The organism is Streptomyces sp. NPDC027189, assembly GCF_055566975.1.
This window is the reverse complement of sequence record NZ_JBVHRI010000003.1, coordinates 170,904-185,118: the sequence shown is the minus strand read 5'-3', so window position 1 is coordinate 185,118 and position 14,215 is coordinate 170,904. Positions and strand designations below refer to the sequence as shown.

General features: G+C 69.7%; 18 protein-coding genes. 15 read left to right on the top strand and 3 right to left on the bottom strand.

Going from position 1 to position 14,215, the window contains the following annotated elements; translation table 11 throughout:
• Positions 1 to 18 precede the first annotated feature (18 nt).
• Genes ACZ4RZ_RS08690 through ACZ4RZ_RS08655 form a run of 8 tightly spaced genes read left to right on the top strand, consistent with a single transcriptional unit; the run spans position 19 to position 6,581 of the window.
• The gene (locus tag ACZ4RZ_RS08690) at positions 19 to 741 is read left to right on the top strand and encodes a helix-turn-helix transcriptional regulator (protein WP_467743257.1); all 723 of its coding nucleotides are present in this window, start codon (positions 19 to 21) and stop codon (positions 739 to 741) included.
• Positions 738 to 2,162 carry a Fe-S cluster assembly protein SufB gene (gene sufB / locus ACZ4RZ_RS08685; protein WP_467743256.1) on the top strand — a complete coding sequence of 475 codons (1,425 nt, stop codon included), beginning with the start codon at positions 738 to 740 and terminating at the stop codon, positions 2,160 to 2,162. The genes ACZ4RZ_RS08690 and sufB overlap by 4 nt, the downstream gene beginning before the upstream one ends.
• A 57-nt stretch (positions 2,163 to 2,219) precedes the next feature.
• A complete protein-coding gene (sufD, locus tag ACZ4RZ_RS08680; RefSeq protein ID WP_467743255.1) occupies positions 2,220 to 3,404 on the top strand; it encodes a Fe-S cluster assembly protein SufD in 1,185 nt (394 codons plus the stop codon).
• Positions 3,401 to 3,721 carry a non-heme iron oxygenase ferredoxin subunit gene (locus tag ACZ4RZ_RS08675; RefSeq protein ID WP_467743254.1) on the top strand — a complete coding sequence of 107 codons (321 nt, stop codon included), beginning with the start codon at positions 3,401 to 3,403 and terminating at the stop codon, positions 3,719 to 3,721. The genes sufD and ACZ4RZ_RS08675 overlap by 4 nt, the downstream gene beginning before the upstream one ends.
• A 7-nt stretch (positions 3,722 to 3,728) precedes the next feature.
• Positions 3,729 to 4,514, top strand: coding sequence for a Fe-S cluster assembly ATPase SufC (sufC, locus tag ACZ4RZ_RS08670; protein WP_467743253.1), 786 nt, complete (start codon positions 3,729 to 3,731; stop codon positions 4,512 to 4,514).
• Entirely contained in the window at positions 4,511 to 5,767 is a 1,257-nt protein-coding gene (locus ACZ4RZ_RS08665) for a cysteine desulfurase (protein WP_467743252.1), read from the top strand. Before sufC ends, ACZ4RZ_RS08665 begins: the two co-directional genes overlap by 4 nt.
• 14 nt (positions 5,768 to 5,781) lie before the next feature.
• Positions 5,782 to 6,246, top strand: a complete 465-nt coding sequence (sufU, locus tag ACZ4RZ_RS08660) for a Fe-S cluster assembly sulfur transfer protein SufU (RefSeq protein WP_467743251.1) — start codon at positions 5,782 to 5,784, stop codon at positions 6,244 to 6,246.
• Entirely contained in the window at positions 6,243 to 6,581 is a 339-nt protein-coding gene (locus ACZ4RZ_RS08655; RefSeq protein WP_467743250.1) for a metal-sulfur cluster assembly factor, read from the top strand. The genes sufU and ACZ4RZ_RS08655 overlap by 4 nt, the downstream gene beginning before the upstream one ends.
• A gap of 112 nt (positions 6,582 to 6,693) precedes the next feature.
• On the opposite strand, the gene ACZ4RZ_RS08650 is transcribed toward ACZ4RZ_RS08655, so the two are convergent.
• Both ACZ4RZ_RS08650 and ACZ4RZ_RS08645 read right to left on the bottom strand, forming a co-directional pair.
• The gene (locus ACZ4RZ_RS08650; RefSeq protein ID WP_467743249.1) at positions 6,694 to 7,308 is read right to left on the bottom strand and encodes a response regulator transcription factor; all 615 of its coding nucleotides are present in this window, start codon (positions 7,306 to 7,308) and stop codon (positions 6,694 to 6,696) included.
• A gap of 39 nt (positions 7,309 to 7,347) precedes the next feature.
• Entirely contained in the window at positions 7,348 to 8,415 is a 1,068-nt protein-coding gene (locus tag ACZ4RZ_RS08645) for a DUF7847 domain-containing protein (RefSeq protein ID WP_467743248.1), read from the bottom strand.
• 146 nt (positions 8,416 to 8,561) lie between these two features.
• On the opposite strand from ACZ4RZ_RS08645, the gene ACZ4RZ_RS08640 reads away from it, so the two are divergent.
• The 5 genes from ACZ4RZ_RS08640 to ACZ4RZ_RS08620 are packed head-to-tail and all read left to right on the top strand — an operon-like array spanning position 8,562 to position 11,806.
• Positions 8,562 to 8,882 (top strand): DMT family transporter, encoded by a 321-nt coding sequence (locus ACZ4RZ_RS08640; protein ID WP_467743247.1) that lies wholly within the window; start codon positions 8,562 to 8,564, stop codon positions 8,880 to 8,882.
• A gap of 34 nt (positions 8,883 to 8,916) precedes the next feature.
• Complete coding sequence (locus ACZ4RZ_RS08635) at positions 8,917 to 9,453, top strand: TetR/AcrR family transcriptional regulator (RefSeq protein WP_467743246.1); 537 nt, start codon at positions 8,917 to 8,919, stop codon at positions 9,451 to 9,453.
• 55 nt (positions 9,454 to 9,508) lie between these two features.
• On the top strand, positions 9,509 to 10,522 hold the full coding sequence (locus ACZ4RZ_RS08630) for a hypothetical protein (protein WP_467743245.1): 1,014 nt from the start codon (positions 9,509 to 9,511) through the stop codon (positions 10,520 to 10,522).
• Positions 10,519 to 11,508 (top strand): 2,3,4,5-tetrahydropyridine-2,6-dicarboxylate N-succinyltransferase, encoded by a 990-nt coding sequence (dapD, locus tag ACZ4RZ_RS08625; protein WP_467743244.1) that lies wholly within the window; start codon positions 10,519 to 10,521, stop codon positions 11,506 to 11,508. The genes ACZ4RZ_RS08630 and dapD overlap by 4 nt, the downstream gene beginning before the upstream one ends.
• Positions 11,509 to 11,533: 25 nt before the next feature.
• Positions 11,534 to 11,806, top strand: a complete 273-nt coding sequence (locus ACZ4RZ_RS08620; protein ID WP_467743243.1) for a hypothetical protein — start codon at positions 11,534 to 11,536, stop codon at positions 11,804 to 11,806.
• Here ACZ4RZ_RS08620 and ACZ4RZ_RS08615 read toward each other — a convergent pair.
• Positions 11,788 to 12,297: a hypothetical protein gene (locus tag ACZ4RZ_RS08615; RefSeq protein ID WP_467743242.1), complete on the bottom strand. Its 510-nt coding sequence runs from the start codon at positions 12,295 to 12,297 to the stop codon at positions 11,788 to 11,790. The genes ACZ4RZ_RS08620 and ACZ4RZ_RS08615 overlap by 19 nt on opposite strands.
• Positions 12,298 to 12,434: 137 nt before the next feature.
• On the opposite strand from ACZ4RZ_RS08615, the gene ACZ4RZ_RS08610 reads away from it, so the two are divergent.
• Together ACZ4RZ_RS08610 and ACZ4RZ_RS08605 are read left to right on the top strand one after the other, a co-directional pair.
• Positions 12,435 to 12,992, top strand: a complete 558-nt coding sequence (locus ACZ4RZ_RS08610; protein ID WP_467743241.1) for a SigE family RNA polymerase sigma factor — start codon at positions 12,435 to 12,437, stop codon at positions 12,990 to 12,992.
• Complete coding sequence (locus ACZ4RZ_RS08605; RefSeq protein ID WP_467743240.1) at positions 12,989 to 14,203, top strand: WD40 repeat domain-containing protein; 1,215 nt, start codon at positions 12,989 to 12,991, stop codon at positions 14,201 to 14,203. The genes ACZ4RZ_RS08610 and ACZ4RZ_RS08605 overlap by 4 nt, the downstream gene beginning before the upstream one ends.
• Positions 14,204 to 14,215: the final 12 nt, after the last annotated feature.

The window sequence follows — 14,215 nt, the reverse complement described above, 5'->3', positions numbered from 1 at the left end:
TTACGCAACAATGGCGTTGTGAAAAACGTTGGCGAGGCTCCGCAGGAGGAACTCGCGACCGGGGAGCGGTCCACCCGCAACCGAGTCGCGCGGTCCATCCTGGACCACGGCCCGTCGACCGTGGCCGACCTCGCGGGACGCCTGGGACTCACCCAGGCCGCCGTGCGCCGTCATCTGGACGCACTCGTCGCCGACGACGTCGTGGAATCGCGTGAGCAGCGGGTCTACGGAGCGCGTACGCGCGGCCGCCCCGCCAAGGTGTTCGCCCTGACCGACTGCGGCCGGGACGCCTTCGACCAGTCCTACGACAAGCTGGCCGCGGACGCCCTGCGCTGGATCGCCGAGCGTGAGGGCGGGGAAGAGGCAGTCGTCGCCTTCGCCCGCGCCAGGATCGCCGCGCAGGCCCGTGCGTACCGCGAGGCCATCGAGGCCGCCGCCCCCGAGGAGCGCACCGAAGCGCTGGCCAAGGCCCTGAGCGTGGACGGGTACGCTGCCACGGCGCGTAGCGCACCGGTCGGCGAGCAGCTCTGCCAGCACCACTGCCCGGTCGCCCATGTCGCCGAGCAGTTCCCGCAGCTGTGCGAGGCGGAGACCGAGATCTTCTCCCAGCTCCTCGGCACGCATGTCCAGCGGCTGGCCACCATCGCCCACGGCGACGGTGTCTGCACCACGTTCATCCCAAAGATTTCCCATACCGCCCATAACGCATCTGCAAGCACCGCCGGGAGGAACCCCGCATGACGCTCCCCATCGAGGAGACTGCCCACCCTGAGCTCGAGGGTCTGGGTACGTACGAATACGGCTGGGCCGACTCCGACGTGGCCGGTGCTTCTGCCAAGCGCGGCATCAACGAGGACGTCGTCCGCGACATCTCGTCGAAGAAGAGCGAGCCGGAGTGGATGACCAAGCTCCGCCTCAAGGGCCTGCGCCTCTTCGAGAAGAAGCCCATGCCGAACTGGGGCTCGGACCTGTCCGGGATCGACTTCGACAACATCAAGTACTTCGTGCGCTCCACGGAGAAGCAGGCGGAGTCCTGGGAGGACCTGCCCGAGGACATCAAGAACACGTACGACAAGCTCGGCATCCCGGAGGCGGAGAAGCAGCGCCTCGTCGCCGGTGTCGCGGCCCAGTACGAGTCCGAGGTCGTCTACCACCAGATCCGCGAGGACCTGGAGGAGCAGGGCGTCATCTTCCTGGACACCGACACCGCTCTGAAGGAGCACCCGGAGCTCTTCAAGGAGTACTTCGGCACGGTCATCCCGGTCGGCGACAACAAGTTCGCGTCGCTGAACACCGCGGTGTGGTCCGGCGGCTCCTTCATCTACGTGCCGAAGGGCGTGCACGTCGAGATCCCGCTCCAGGCCTACTTCCGTATCAACACGGAGAACATGGGCCAGTTCGAGCGGACGCTGATCATCGTCGACGAGGACGCCTACGTCCACTACGTCGAGGGTTGTACGGCCCCGATCTACAAGTCGGACTCCCTGCACTCCGCGGTGGTCGAGATCATCGTGAAGAAGGGCGCCCGCTGCCGCTACACGACCATCCAGAACTGGTCGAACAACGTCTACAACCTGGTCACCAAGCGCGCCGTGGCGTACGAGGGCGCGACCATGGAGTGGATCGACGGCAACATCGGCTCCAAGGTCACCATGAAGTACCCGGCCGTCTACCTGATGGGCGAGCACGCCAAGGGCGAGACCCTGTCCATCGCCTTCGCGGGCGAGGGCCAGCACCAGGACGCGGGCTCCAAGATGGTCCACATGGCGCCGAATACGTCGTCGAACATCGTGTCGAAGTCCGTGGCGCGCGGTGGCGGTCGTACGTCCTACCGCGGTCTGGTCGAGATCGGTGAGGGCGCGGCCGGATCGAAGTCGAACGTGCTGTGCGACGCGCTGCTCGTCGACACCATCTCCCGCTCCGACACGTACCCGTACGTCGACGTCCGCGAGGACGACGTGTCCATGGGCCACGAGGCGACCGTCTCCAAGGTCAGCGACGACCAGCTCTTCTACCTGATGAGCCGGGGCATGACCGAGTTCGAGGCGATGGCGATGATCGTGCGCGGCTTCGTCGAGCCGATCGCCAAGGAGCTGCCCATGGAGTACGCCCTTGAGCTCAACCGGCTGATCGAGCTGCAGATGGAAGGCGCGGTCGGCTAACCCCGCCCCATCGGTCAGCACACGTCTTGACTTCAGAAAGCGAGCACTACGACAGCCATGGCTGAGGCTCAGAACATCCCGGTGGGTTCCACCACCGCCGGTCAGATCGCGGTGGCCGCCGAGTCGACCGTCGCCACGCGCATGAGCGCGCCCCCGTCCTTCGACGTGGCGGACTTCCCGGTCCCCCACGGCCGCGAAGAGGAGTGGCGGTTCACCCCGCTGGAGCGCCTGCGCGGGCTGCACGACGGCACCGCGGTCGCGACCGGCGACGGCGTGAAGGTCGACATCGAGGCGCCCGAGGGCGTCATCGTCGAGACCGTCGGCCGCGACGACGTCCGGCTGGGCAAGGCCGGCACCCCGGTGGACCGCATCGCCGCCCAGGCGTACTCGGCGTTCGAGAAGGCCGGTGTCGTCACCGTCCCCAAGGAGGCGGTGCTCACCGAGCCGATCCGCATCGCCGTGCACGGCGAGGGCGGGGTCGCCTACGGCCACCAGGTCGTGGAGCTCGGAGCCTTCGCCGAGGCCGTCGTCGTCATCGACCACACCGGTGACGCCGTGCTCGCCGCCAACGTCGACTACATCCTGGGCGACGGCGCCAAGCTCACCGTCGTCTCCGTCCAGGACTGGGACGACAAGTCCGTGCACGTGGGCCAGCACAACGCGCTGATCGGCCGGGACGCCACCTTCAAGTCCTTCGTGGTCACCTTCGGCGGCGACGTCGTACGCCTCCACCCGCGCGTCGCGTACACCGGCACCGGTGGCGAGGCCGAGCTCTTCGGCCTGTACTTCACGGACGCGGGCCAGCACCAGGAGCACCGCCTCCTCGTCGACCACAACACCCCGCACTGCAAGTCGAACGTCGCCTACAAGGGCGCGCTGCAGGGCGACGGCGCGCACGCGGTGTGGATCGGCGACGTCCTCATCGAGGCCAAGGCCGAGGGCACGGACACGTACGAGATGAACCGCAACCTGGTTCTGACCGACGGCGCCCGCGTCGACTCGGTGCCGAACCTGGAGATCGAGACCGGCGAGATCGTCGGCGCCGGACACGCCTCCGCGACCGGCCGCTTCGACGACGAGCAGCTCTTCTACCTGATGGCCCGTGGCATTCCGGAGCACGACGCCCGCCGTCTGGTGGTCCGCGGCTTCTTCGCCGAGCTGGTCCAGCAGATCGGCGTCGAGGACATCGAGGAGCGCCTCATCGCCAAGATCGAAGAGGAGCTGGAGGCGTCGGTCGCATGACGTCGTTCGTACGCGCCTGTGGGCTGAGCGAGCTTGAGGAGGACACCCCGAAGCGGGTGGAACTCGACGGCACGCCCGTCTCGGTAGTGAAGACCGAGGGGGAGGTGTTCGCGATCTACGACGTCTGCTCGCACGCGAACGTCTCGCTCTCCGAGGGCGAGGTGGAGGACTGCCAGATCGAGTGCTGGCTGCACGGCTCCAGCTTCGACCTCCGCACCGGCAAGCCGTCCGGCCTTCCCGCGACGCGCCCCGTCCCCGTATACCCCGTACAGATCGAAGGGGACGACGTACTCGTCTCCCTCACCCAGGAGTCCTGAGGAACCCATGGCAACGCTTGAAATCCACGACCTGCACGTCACCGTCGAGGCCGACAACGCCACGAAGGAGATCCTCAAGGGCGTCGACCTGACCGTGAAGCAGGGCGAGACGCACGCCATCATGGGCCCCAACGGCTCCGGCAAGTCGACCCTCGCCTACTCGCTCGCGGGCCACCCGAAGTACACGATCACCCAGGGCACCGTCACCCTCGACGGTGAGGACGTCCTGGAGATGTCCGTCGACGAGCGCGCCCGCGCGGGCCTGTTCCTGGCGATGCAGTACCCGGTCGAGGTCCCCGGCGTCTCGGTCTCCAACTTCCTGCGTACGTCCGCCACGGCGATCCGCGGCGAGGCCCCCAAGCTGCGTACCTGGGTCAAGGAGGTCAAGGAGACCATGGAGCGCCTCTCCATGGACCCCGCCTTCGCCGAGCGCAACGTGAACGAGGGCTTCTCCGGCGGTGAGAAGAAGCGCCACGAGATCCTTCAGCTGGAGCTCCTCAAGCCGAAGATCGCGATCCTCGACGAGACCGACTCCGGCCTGGACGTCGACGCCCTGCGCATCGTCTCCGAGGGCGTCAACCGTGTCCGCGAGACCGGCGAGGTCGGCACCATGCTGATCACCCACTACACGCGCATCCTGCGCTACATCAAGCCCGACTTCGTCCACGTCTTCTCCGCCGGCAGGATCGTCGAGTCCGGCGGCGCCGAGCTCGCCGACAAGCTGGAGAACGAGGGCTACGAGGCTTATGCGAAGCTCGACGAAGTCGACACGAAGGGTGGCGTATCCGCGTGACGCAGCTGCCGGGCCTCCTCGACACCGAGGCGATCCGCAAGGACTTCCCCATCCTGGACCGTCAGGTCCACGACGGTAAGAAGCTTGTGTACCTGGACAACGCGGCAACCTCGCAGAAGCCGCGCCAGGTACTGGACGCACTCAGTGGCTACTACGAGCGCTACAACGCCAACGTCCACCGCGGTGTGCATGTGCTCGCCGAGGAGGCCACGGCGCTGTACGAGGGCGCGCGCGACAAGGTCGCCGCGTTCATCAACGCGCCGAGCCGCGACGAGGTGATCTTCACCAAGAACGCCTCCGAGTCGCTCAACCTCGTGGCGAACATGCTCGGCTGGGCCGACGAGCCCTACCGGGTCGACCACGAGACCGAGATCGTCATCACGGAGATGGAGCACCACTCCAACATCGTTCCGTGGCAGCTGCTGTCGCAGCGCACCGGCGCGAAGCTGAAGTGGTTCGGCCTGACCGACGACGGCCGTCTCGACCTCTCGAACATCGACGAGATCATCACGGAGAAGACGAAGATCGTCTCCTTCGTCCTGGTGTCGAACATCCTGGGCACCGTGAACCCGGTCGAGGCGATAGTGCGCCGCGCCCAGGAGGTCGGCGCGCTGGTCTGCATCGACGCCTCGCAGGCCGCCCCGCACATGCCGCTGGACGTGCAGGCCCTCCAGGCCGACTTCGTGGCCTTCACCGGCCACAAGATGTGCGGTCCGACGGGCATCGGCGTCCTCTGGGGCCGCCAGGAGCTGCTCGAGGACCTGCCGCCGTTCCTCGGTGGCGGCGAGATGATCGAGACCGTGTCGATGCACTCGTCGACGTACGCCCCGGCGCCCCACAAGTTCGAGGCGGGCACCCCGCCGATCGCGCAGGCGGTCGGCCTCGGCGCGGCGATCGACTACCTGAACTCGATCGGCATGGACAAGATCCTCGCCCACGAGCACGCGCTCACCGAATACGCGGTGAAGCGGCTCGCCGAGGTCCCCGACCTGCGGATCATCGGCCCGACCACGGCCGAGGACCGCGGCGCGGCGATCTCGTTCACCCTGGGTGACATCCATCCGCACGACGTGGGCCAGGTCCTCGACGAGCAGGGCATCGCGGTCCGGGTCGGCCATCACTGCGCCCGCCCGGTCTGCCTGCGGTACGGAATTCCTGCGACCACGCGAGCGTCGTTCTATCTGTACTCCACGCCGGCCGAGATCGACGCACTGGTCGACGGCCTGGAGCACGTCCGGAATTTCTTCGGCTGAGGAGCGGCTGAGACGTGAAGCTTGATTCGATGTACCAGGAAGTCATCCTGGACCACTACAAGCACCCGCACGGGCGGGGCTTGCGGGATGGCGATGCCGAGGTGCACCACGTCAACCCGACGTGCGGCGATGAGATCACGCTGCGCGTGAAGTACGACGGCGAGCGGATCGCGGACATCTCGTACGAGGGCCAGGGCTGCTCGATCAGCCAGGCCTCGGCGTCCGTGCTGAACGAGCTCCTGGTCGGCAAGGACGTGTCCGAGGCGCAGAAGATTCAGGAGTCCTTCCTGGAGCTGATGCAGTCCAAGGGCCGGATCGAGCCGGACGACGCGATGGAGGAGGTGCTGGAGGACGCGGTCGCGTTCGCCGGTGTCTCCAAGTACCCGGCCCGGGTCAAGTGCGCCCTCCTGAGCTGGATGGCGTGGAAGGACGCGACTGCCCAGGCCCTGGGTGAGAGCGCCGAGAGGAAGACGGCATGAGCGAGAACGAGACCTTGACGATGAAGCCGGCCTCCGAGGAGGAGATCCGCGAGGCGCTGTACGACGTCGTCGACCCCGAGCTGGGCATCGACGTCGTCAACCTCGGCCTGATCTACGGCATCCACATCGACGACGCGAACATCGCGACGATCGACATGACCCTGACGTCCGCGGCCTGCCCGCTCACCGACGTCATCGAGGACCAGGCCAAGTCCGCCACGGACGGCCTCGTCAACGAGCTGCGCATCAACTGGGTCTGGATGCCGCCGTGGGGCCCGGACAAGATCACGGACGACGGGCGCGAGCAGCTTCGGGCGCTCGGGTTCAACGTCTGAGTAATCTCCGTACGTCTTGGCGTTCTGCGCTTGGCGATGGGCGACACCCGCAGTCGGGGGTGTCGCCCATCGCTTTGTGCGGTCATGCGCCGTCATGCGCCGTCAGGCGCCGTCACGCGTAGTCCACGGAGACCTGGAGACAGGCCAGAACGGCCAGGACACGGCGGTGGTCGTCCGGGGAGTCGAGGAGGCCGAGCTTGCCGAAGATGCTGCGGACATGGCCTTCCAGGGTCTTCGGGCTCATGTGGAGCCGCGCGCAGATACCTCGGTTGGAGCGGCCCTCGGCCATCAGTCGCAGGACCTCGCTCTCCCGTTCCGCCGGCTTCGGCAGGAGTGAGCGGGGGCGGGGGCGGCCCAACAGGCGGGTGACGATGGCCGGGTCGACCACGCACTCCCCGTCGGCGATCCGGTGCAGGGCGTCCACCAGGACGATCACATCGAGGATGCGGTCCTTGAGGAGATAGCCCGCGCCGCCGGGGTGCTGTTCCAACAGGCGTACCGCATACGTGGACTTGAGGTGGTGGGAGAGGAGCAGGACTCCGACGCGGCACCGGCGCAAGAGCCGCTGCCGTGCCGCCGCCGGCGGCGGCGATCTCCGCCAGCAGCCGCCGGCACCAGTCGGCGGGTGCTTGTGGCCCAACTCCCTTGCCGCCACGAGGCCTTCGTCCGTGTGGGTCGGCGGCATTCTGATGTCCACGATCGTCACGTCCGGGTCGGTGGCCGCCACGGCGTCGAGCAGCTCGGGTACTCGCTCGTGGACTGACCCCTACGATTCGGACACCCGCAGCAGCACGTCCGCGAGCCCCTCCTTGCGGATGCGCTGGTCGATGTAGAGCAGGGTCGTGATCAGCGGCAGGAACACCATGGCGAACAGCTGGGCGACGAGGCTTCCGGCCAATGAGAGCGCCGTGTAGATCCCCAGGTAGGGCAGGGTCTGTGCGAAGGCGTCCGCCATGTCCGTGGGGGGCGGCGCCGACGCGTCGTACGGCTGCGGACCGGGCATGGCGAACGTGAGCGGCAGCCGGACCGCGAGGGACACGATCAGCACGGTCAGACCGCCGAGCAGCGTGATGCCGAACGTGCGCCACCACGCGCCCCGGACCAGCCGCACCGAACGCCGCATCGCCTGGACGGGCCGTGCGGCCTCCAGTACGGCGGCGGCCGGGGCGAAGCCGAACAGGACGTACAGCCACACCGTCAGCGGCACCATGAGCAGCCCGAGCAGAAAGAACAGCCCGACGGGCAGCGACGTCCTGAAGGCGACCGCCAGGAACAGCCCGAAGAACGTCAGGGCGAGCAGCAGCATCGGGACCAGCACGATCAGGCCCAACAGCAGGTTCACCCCGAGCACCGACGGGGTGCGCGGCCAGGTGCGCCGCCAGATCTGGGCGAGCGTGGCCCGTCGGCCGAGCACCGCGTCGTGCAGCGTCGCCACGCACGAGGTCTGGATGAGGGCGTTGGCCACCAGCATGGCCACGAGGCCGAAGGCCCACACGCCGAGGAACGCGACCACGACGGGCCGGACGTCGGTCCAGCGCACGTCACGGGGGGTGTCGTAGAGGATCCGCAGATGGTCGCCCACGGCGGCGTACGCGATGGCCGCAGCGCCCGCGATCAGGACGGCCAGCCCGACGTAGATGAGGGTGGCGAGCCCGAACAACGGCCGCCCGTACCGCCGCATCGTCGCGAAGGCGCCGCCGAAGACCGTGTCCACGCCGAGCGGGGCCAGGGGTATGACACCCGGCTTGGGCGGAGGAGGCGCCGGCACCCAGCCCCAGCCGCCCGGAGGGCCGCCGTACGGCCCCGATGGTCCCCACCCCGATGTGTCCGACATTCCTCTTGCGCTCCGATGCTCCGGGAGTCTTCGACTCCAGCCCCCACTGTGATCGCGAACGATATCCGGTGCGGCTGGTGGTGCCTATGGGGTGTGCGGGATGGCTATGTGTACGGGTGTACGCATCGATGTGTACACTCGTACGCATGGGATACGTGCTGCTCGCCGGGGCCATCGCCGCGGAGGTGGCGGCCACCACCGCCATGAAGTACAGCGACGGCTTCAGCAAGCTGTGGCCGTCGATGGTGACCCTCCTCGGTTACGTCATCGCCTTCGCGCTGCTCGCGCAGACCCTCAAGACGGTCTCCGTCGGCACGGCGTACGCCATATGGGCCGGGGTCGGCACCGCCGTCATCGCCGCGATCGGCATGGTGTTCCTCGGGGAGGGGCTCAACGCCGCGAAGGTCGCCGGGATCGCGCTGATCATCGGCGGGGTCGTGCTGCTGAACCTGGGCGGTGCGCACTGATGGCATCGCGCACCTGGCCTGGCGGTGAGTCCTGATGGCCCGCCGGTACGATCCCGAGCGACGCCAGCGGATCATCGACGCGGCGATCCGGGTCGTGGGCGCCAAGGGACTCGCCGGGCTGAGCCACCGCTCCGTCGCCGCGGAGGCCGATGTGCCGCTCGGCTCCACCACGTACCACTTCAAGACCCTCGACGAGCTGATGGTCGCCGCCCTGCGGCAGGCCAACGAGGGCTTCGCCAAGGTGATCGCCGCGCGCGGCGGCCTGGAGGATCCGCGGACCGATCTGGCCGCGGAGCTCGCCGGCTGGATGGGCGAGTGGCTCGCCGGCGACCGCACCGGTGTCGAGCTGGAGTGCGAGCTCTACCTCGCCGCCCTGCGCCGCCCCGCCCTGCGGCCCGTCGCCGCCGAGTGGGCCCAGGACCTCGCCGAGCTGCTGTCCCGCCGCACGGATCCGGTCACCGCACGGGCGCTGGTCGCGCTCATGGACGGCATCTGTCTGCAGGTGCTGCTCACCGACGCTTCGTACGACGAGGAGTACGCGCGGGACATGCTGAGGCGGATCATCGGCTGATCACGGCGGCTCGGCGGGGGCCGTGAACCTCCGCGCCCCCATCGGGGAACAGCGGGTGACATGCTCACCCCGACCACGCCACTGCGGGAGGCCGCGCAGCCGCCCCGGCCGACTGCGCGCTCGGCCCGGCCGACTGCGCGCCGACTGGCGGCTCACCGCGATGGGGGCCGCGGCCGCGATCGCCGCGGCGGCGGTGCTCGGCGCCCAGGTCTTCGGTGGCGACCACGGGGTCGCGGGCGCCGGTGCGCGGCCCCCGTACACCTACGAACTCGGCAGCGCCAAGGACATCCTCGACGAGGCCGCCGACGCGGTGGCCGACGACCCGGGGCCGAGCGCCCGCGCGGACCAGTGGGCGTACGAGAAGCTCCTGCGGATCTACGAGCAGGTGGACGGTCCGGGGGAGCAGAAGGGCGGGCCCCGCGTGGTGGAGCACTGGGCCAAATACGTCGACCCGCTGTTCGAGAACGGCCGGTCCGGGGACGACCGCTCGCCCCGCGAGACCTTCACCTTCCTCGCCCACCTGCCCGACGCACCGGAGCAGGTGAAGAAGAAGGTCGACGCCTTCTTCGAGGAGGACAAGGGCGCCGAGCCGGGCGACGCGCACGACTACACGGGGCTGAGCAGCCTCGTCTCCCGTGCCACCGTGATCGAGCCCACCGGCCTCGCCAAGGTGTACCGGGCCATGGCCACCATTCCCGGGCTGCGCCGTCGAGACGAGGGACGCGGCAGGCCGGGAGGCCATCGGCATCTATCTGCCCGGTCAGGTGCGGTCCGGGCTGCCGAACCTGCTGCTCCTCGACCCGCGGACGTACCACTTCAGCGGCTGGGGGACCATGCGCCGCAGCGGCGGTACCTGCAAGTCGGTCGCCGTCGTGAACAAAGGCCGTCCTTGAGACCGCGCTCGTCGACAAGGAGGGCCGGCGGCCCTGAGGCGCGAGGGCGGGAGAGCTTGAGCCGCGCCCTCGCGTTGGGCGTCGCCGCCCGGAGCCGTACCGGGCGCCCGGCACGTGAGATGCCGGGCGCACCGGTTCGCCCGGGCGGCCCCCGCCAAGTTAGGTTTCACCCATGACCGACACGACTGCTTCTCGTACCACCGGCGCCGTCGCCGCCGGGCTCGCCACCCTCACCGCCGACGGCACCGTTCTCGACACCTGGTTCCCCGCTCCCGAGCTGTCCGCCGAGCCCGGCCCGGCCGGTACCGAGCGGCTGTCCGCCGAGCAGGCCGTGGAGCTGCTCGGCGAGGGCGCGGCGAAGGCCATCGGCCCGGACGCCCGTCGTGGCGTCGAGGTGGTCGCGGTCCGTACGGTCATCGCCTCGCTGGACGACAAGCCGCTCGACGCGCACGACACCTACCTGCGGCTGCACCTGCTCTCGCACCGTCTGGTCAAGCCGCACGGCCAGAGCCTGGACGGCATCTTCGGCCACCTCGCCAACGTCGCCTGGACCTCGCTCGGCCCGGTCGCCGTCGACGATGTCGAGAAGGTCCGGCTGAACGCCCGCGCCGAGGGCCTGCACCTCCAGGTGACGTCCATCGACAAGTTCCCGCGCATGACGGACTACGTCGCCCCGAAGGGCGTCCGGGTCGCCGACGCCGACCGGGTACGACTGGGCGCGCACCTCGCCGAGGGCACCACAGTGATGCACGAGGGCTTCGTCAACTTCAACGCGGGCACGCTCGGCACGTCGATGGTCGAGGGCCGTATCTCCGCCGGTGTCGTGGTCGGCGACGGATCCGACATCGGCGGCGGCGCCTCCACCATGGGCACCCTCTCCGGCGGCGGCAACGTCCGCATCACCATCGGCGAGCGCTGCCTCATCGGCGCCGAGGCGGGCGTCGGCATCGCGCTCGGCGACGAGTGCGTGGTGGAAGCCGGTCTGTACGTCACCGCCGGCACGCGGGTGACCATGCCCGACGGGCAGATCGTCAAGGCGCGCGAACTTTCCGGCGCCTCGAACATCCTCTTCCGCCGCAACTCGGTCACCGGCGCCGTCGAGGCCCGCCCGAACAACGCGGTCTGGGGCGGCCTCAACGACGTCCTGCACAGCCACAACTAGGCGGTCGGTCGGCCACGGAGGGTTCGTGGCCGCTCGCGCATTCGCCGACGCCCGCGCTCCGCACGGAGCGCGGGCGTTCGGCTTGGCGGGTGCTTCAACTGCCGGTGGAATGACGTCGCGAGCCGTGGCGGAGCGGCAGCGGCCGGAAGAGATCGTCGGCCGTCAGGCGGCGCGGCTCGCAGTGGACGTCCCGCGGGAGCGGGTCGTCGACGAGGCCGCGCCGAACGCCTTCACGGTCGGCCACTGCCGGCGTGCCACGGCCGTGTTCACCTCGGAGTGCTACCGCTCCGCCACCTGAGCCGCGGCGAACTCCGCCAGTCGCACGAAGTCGTCCGCGCGCAGGCCGAGTCGGGGACTGACGTGATGGAGCAGCGCGGGCCCGGGATGGTGAGCGGCCACGTACGCGTCGTCGGCCGGGCTCTGTTCGTCGTCCACCCATGCGAAAGGGCGGCCCTGCGCGTAGGCCACGATCCGTTCCGTCTTCCAGTGCACCCCGTCGGGCCGGTCGGCGAACAGGGCGCCCGTGAAGTCGACGTACGGGAGCTCGGGGAGACCGATGACGGGGGCGATCCAGCGGTTCGCGGCGTCCATCCACGTGCTCGCCCAGCACAGGTCGTAGCCGAGGCCGAGGAGGGCCCGGCCGTGGTCGGGATGGAGCCAGACGCGCAGGGGTCTGCCGGGGGTCAGGGCCACCCGGATCGTCGTATAGCCCTCGGGCCGGCGCTCCGGCTGGGCGGCCCACGGGTTGAGGGGGCCGTCGACGTCGAGGAACAGCAGCGGTCGGCTCACGAGGCCACCGTAAGCGAGACCGAGCGGGGGAGGCCGGGAAATTGTTTCCGGCTCGAAGGCATAGCGGCGGGCGGGCGCGCGCGTCACAAGGGGCACAGGGGCGGGCCACAGGGGGCGCCGGGGAAGAGAAGGTGACGATGGATGCCGAAGCGCAGGAGAGTTTCCGTGAGTTCGTGGCGAACCGGTCGTCCGCGCTGCTGAAGACGGCCGCGCTGCTCAGCGGCGGCGACCGGCACGCCGCCGAGGACCTGCTGCAGAACGCCCTGATCAAGGCCGCGGGGCGGTGGCACCGCATCGACGAGCCCGAGGCATACGTACGGCAGATCCTGTACCGGCAGCAGGTGAGCCGCTGGCGGCTGAAGTGGCCGAGGCGGGAGCTGAGCGTCGCCGAGCCGCCCGAGGCGTCGCTCGGCGCGGACGCACTGTCCGCCGCCGAACTGCGCGTCGTGATGCGCGGGGCGCTCGCCCGGCTGACGGCGCGCCAGCGCACCGTGCTCGTGCTGCGCTACTTCGAGGACCTGCCGGAGGCCGATGTGGCCCGGCTCCTCGGCTGCTCCGTCGGGACCGTACGGTCCACGACGCACCGCTCGCTCGCCCGGCTGCGGGCGCTCGCCCCCGAACTGGCCGCGCTCGGCCAGGAAGGCGGCGCGCAGCCTCGGTCCCGTGACTTCTCGCCCGTGGAGGTACGCCCGTGAACGTCGAGGAACTCGTGCGCGAATCCCTGCGGCAGCAGGCCGCCGAACAGCCGTCGGCGGGACCGGGGTTCGCCGACCGGGTACTGGCGGCCCGCCGGCGCCGTCGCACACGCAGGCTCGCGTCCGTCGCCACCGCCACGGCCGCCGTGGTCGCGATGGCGGTGGCGGTGCCGCTGCTGGACTCCGGTAAGGACGACGCGCGCCCGTCGGGCGTACTGGACTCCAAGGAGGTCCACGCGCACCCGGACCAGTCGCCGCCGCGCGACCTGATCTCGGCCGGGAACGTGGCACTGGCCGCGTACTACACGGCGAAGACCGTCAAGAAGACGGACGACGTCGGCGTCGCCGTCCGCACCTACTGGCTGCTCGACCCCGAGACGGGCAGGTACCGGAAGACCACCAAGTGGTCCTACGTGGCCGTCGCCCCCGGCATGCGGACCGCCGCGGTCCTGGAACAGCGCCTGCCCGCCCACCGGATCGGACTGCTCGATCTCGCCACCGGGAAGGTCGAGCGGTGGATCCCGGTCGACCACGGGGTCGGAGGGCTCGCCTTCTCTCGCGACGGGAGAAAGCTCGTCGCGACGACATACGGCGACAACCCCGATCTGCGTGACAAGCAGGAGATGGCGCCCTCTGGCGACGTCTGGATGCCGCGCTTCGGCAAGTCGAGCAGGACGGGCTTCCTCGTCCTCGACGTGGCCTCCGGCAAGGGTTCCTGGGGCAGTGTCCCGGCCGACCGCAACATCAACGCGCGCCAGGACTTCGCCTTCAGCCGCGACGGCAGGCTGGTGTACGCGGCCGTCGTCGGAGGCCACGACGGTCTGCAGCAGTTCTACGACCTCGCCGGCCACAAGGTCGCCGCGCCCACGAACGAGAAGTACCTGCGCTCGGACGTCGCGGCACGGCTGTCCCCGGACGGCAGGCTCGCCGCGGTCGGCCTGACCAAGGAGCGCCCCGACACGTCGTACTCCGAGATCGTCGATCCCCGTACCGGCAAGCGGATCACCCTGGTGCGCGGCGCGGAGCTGCTCGCCTGGGTGGACGACAAGCGGCTCATCGCCTACGAGCGGGCTCCGGGCCAGGGGGAGTACCGGCCCATGCTCGTCCTGGTCACGATCGGCAGCGACACATACGTCCAGCTGAGCGGTCCCCACGCGCCCCACACGGACTTCTCCCGGCAGGACTGGCAGCCGGTGTTCGCCGAGCGCTGACCGCGCCGGAGG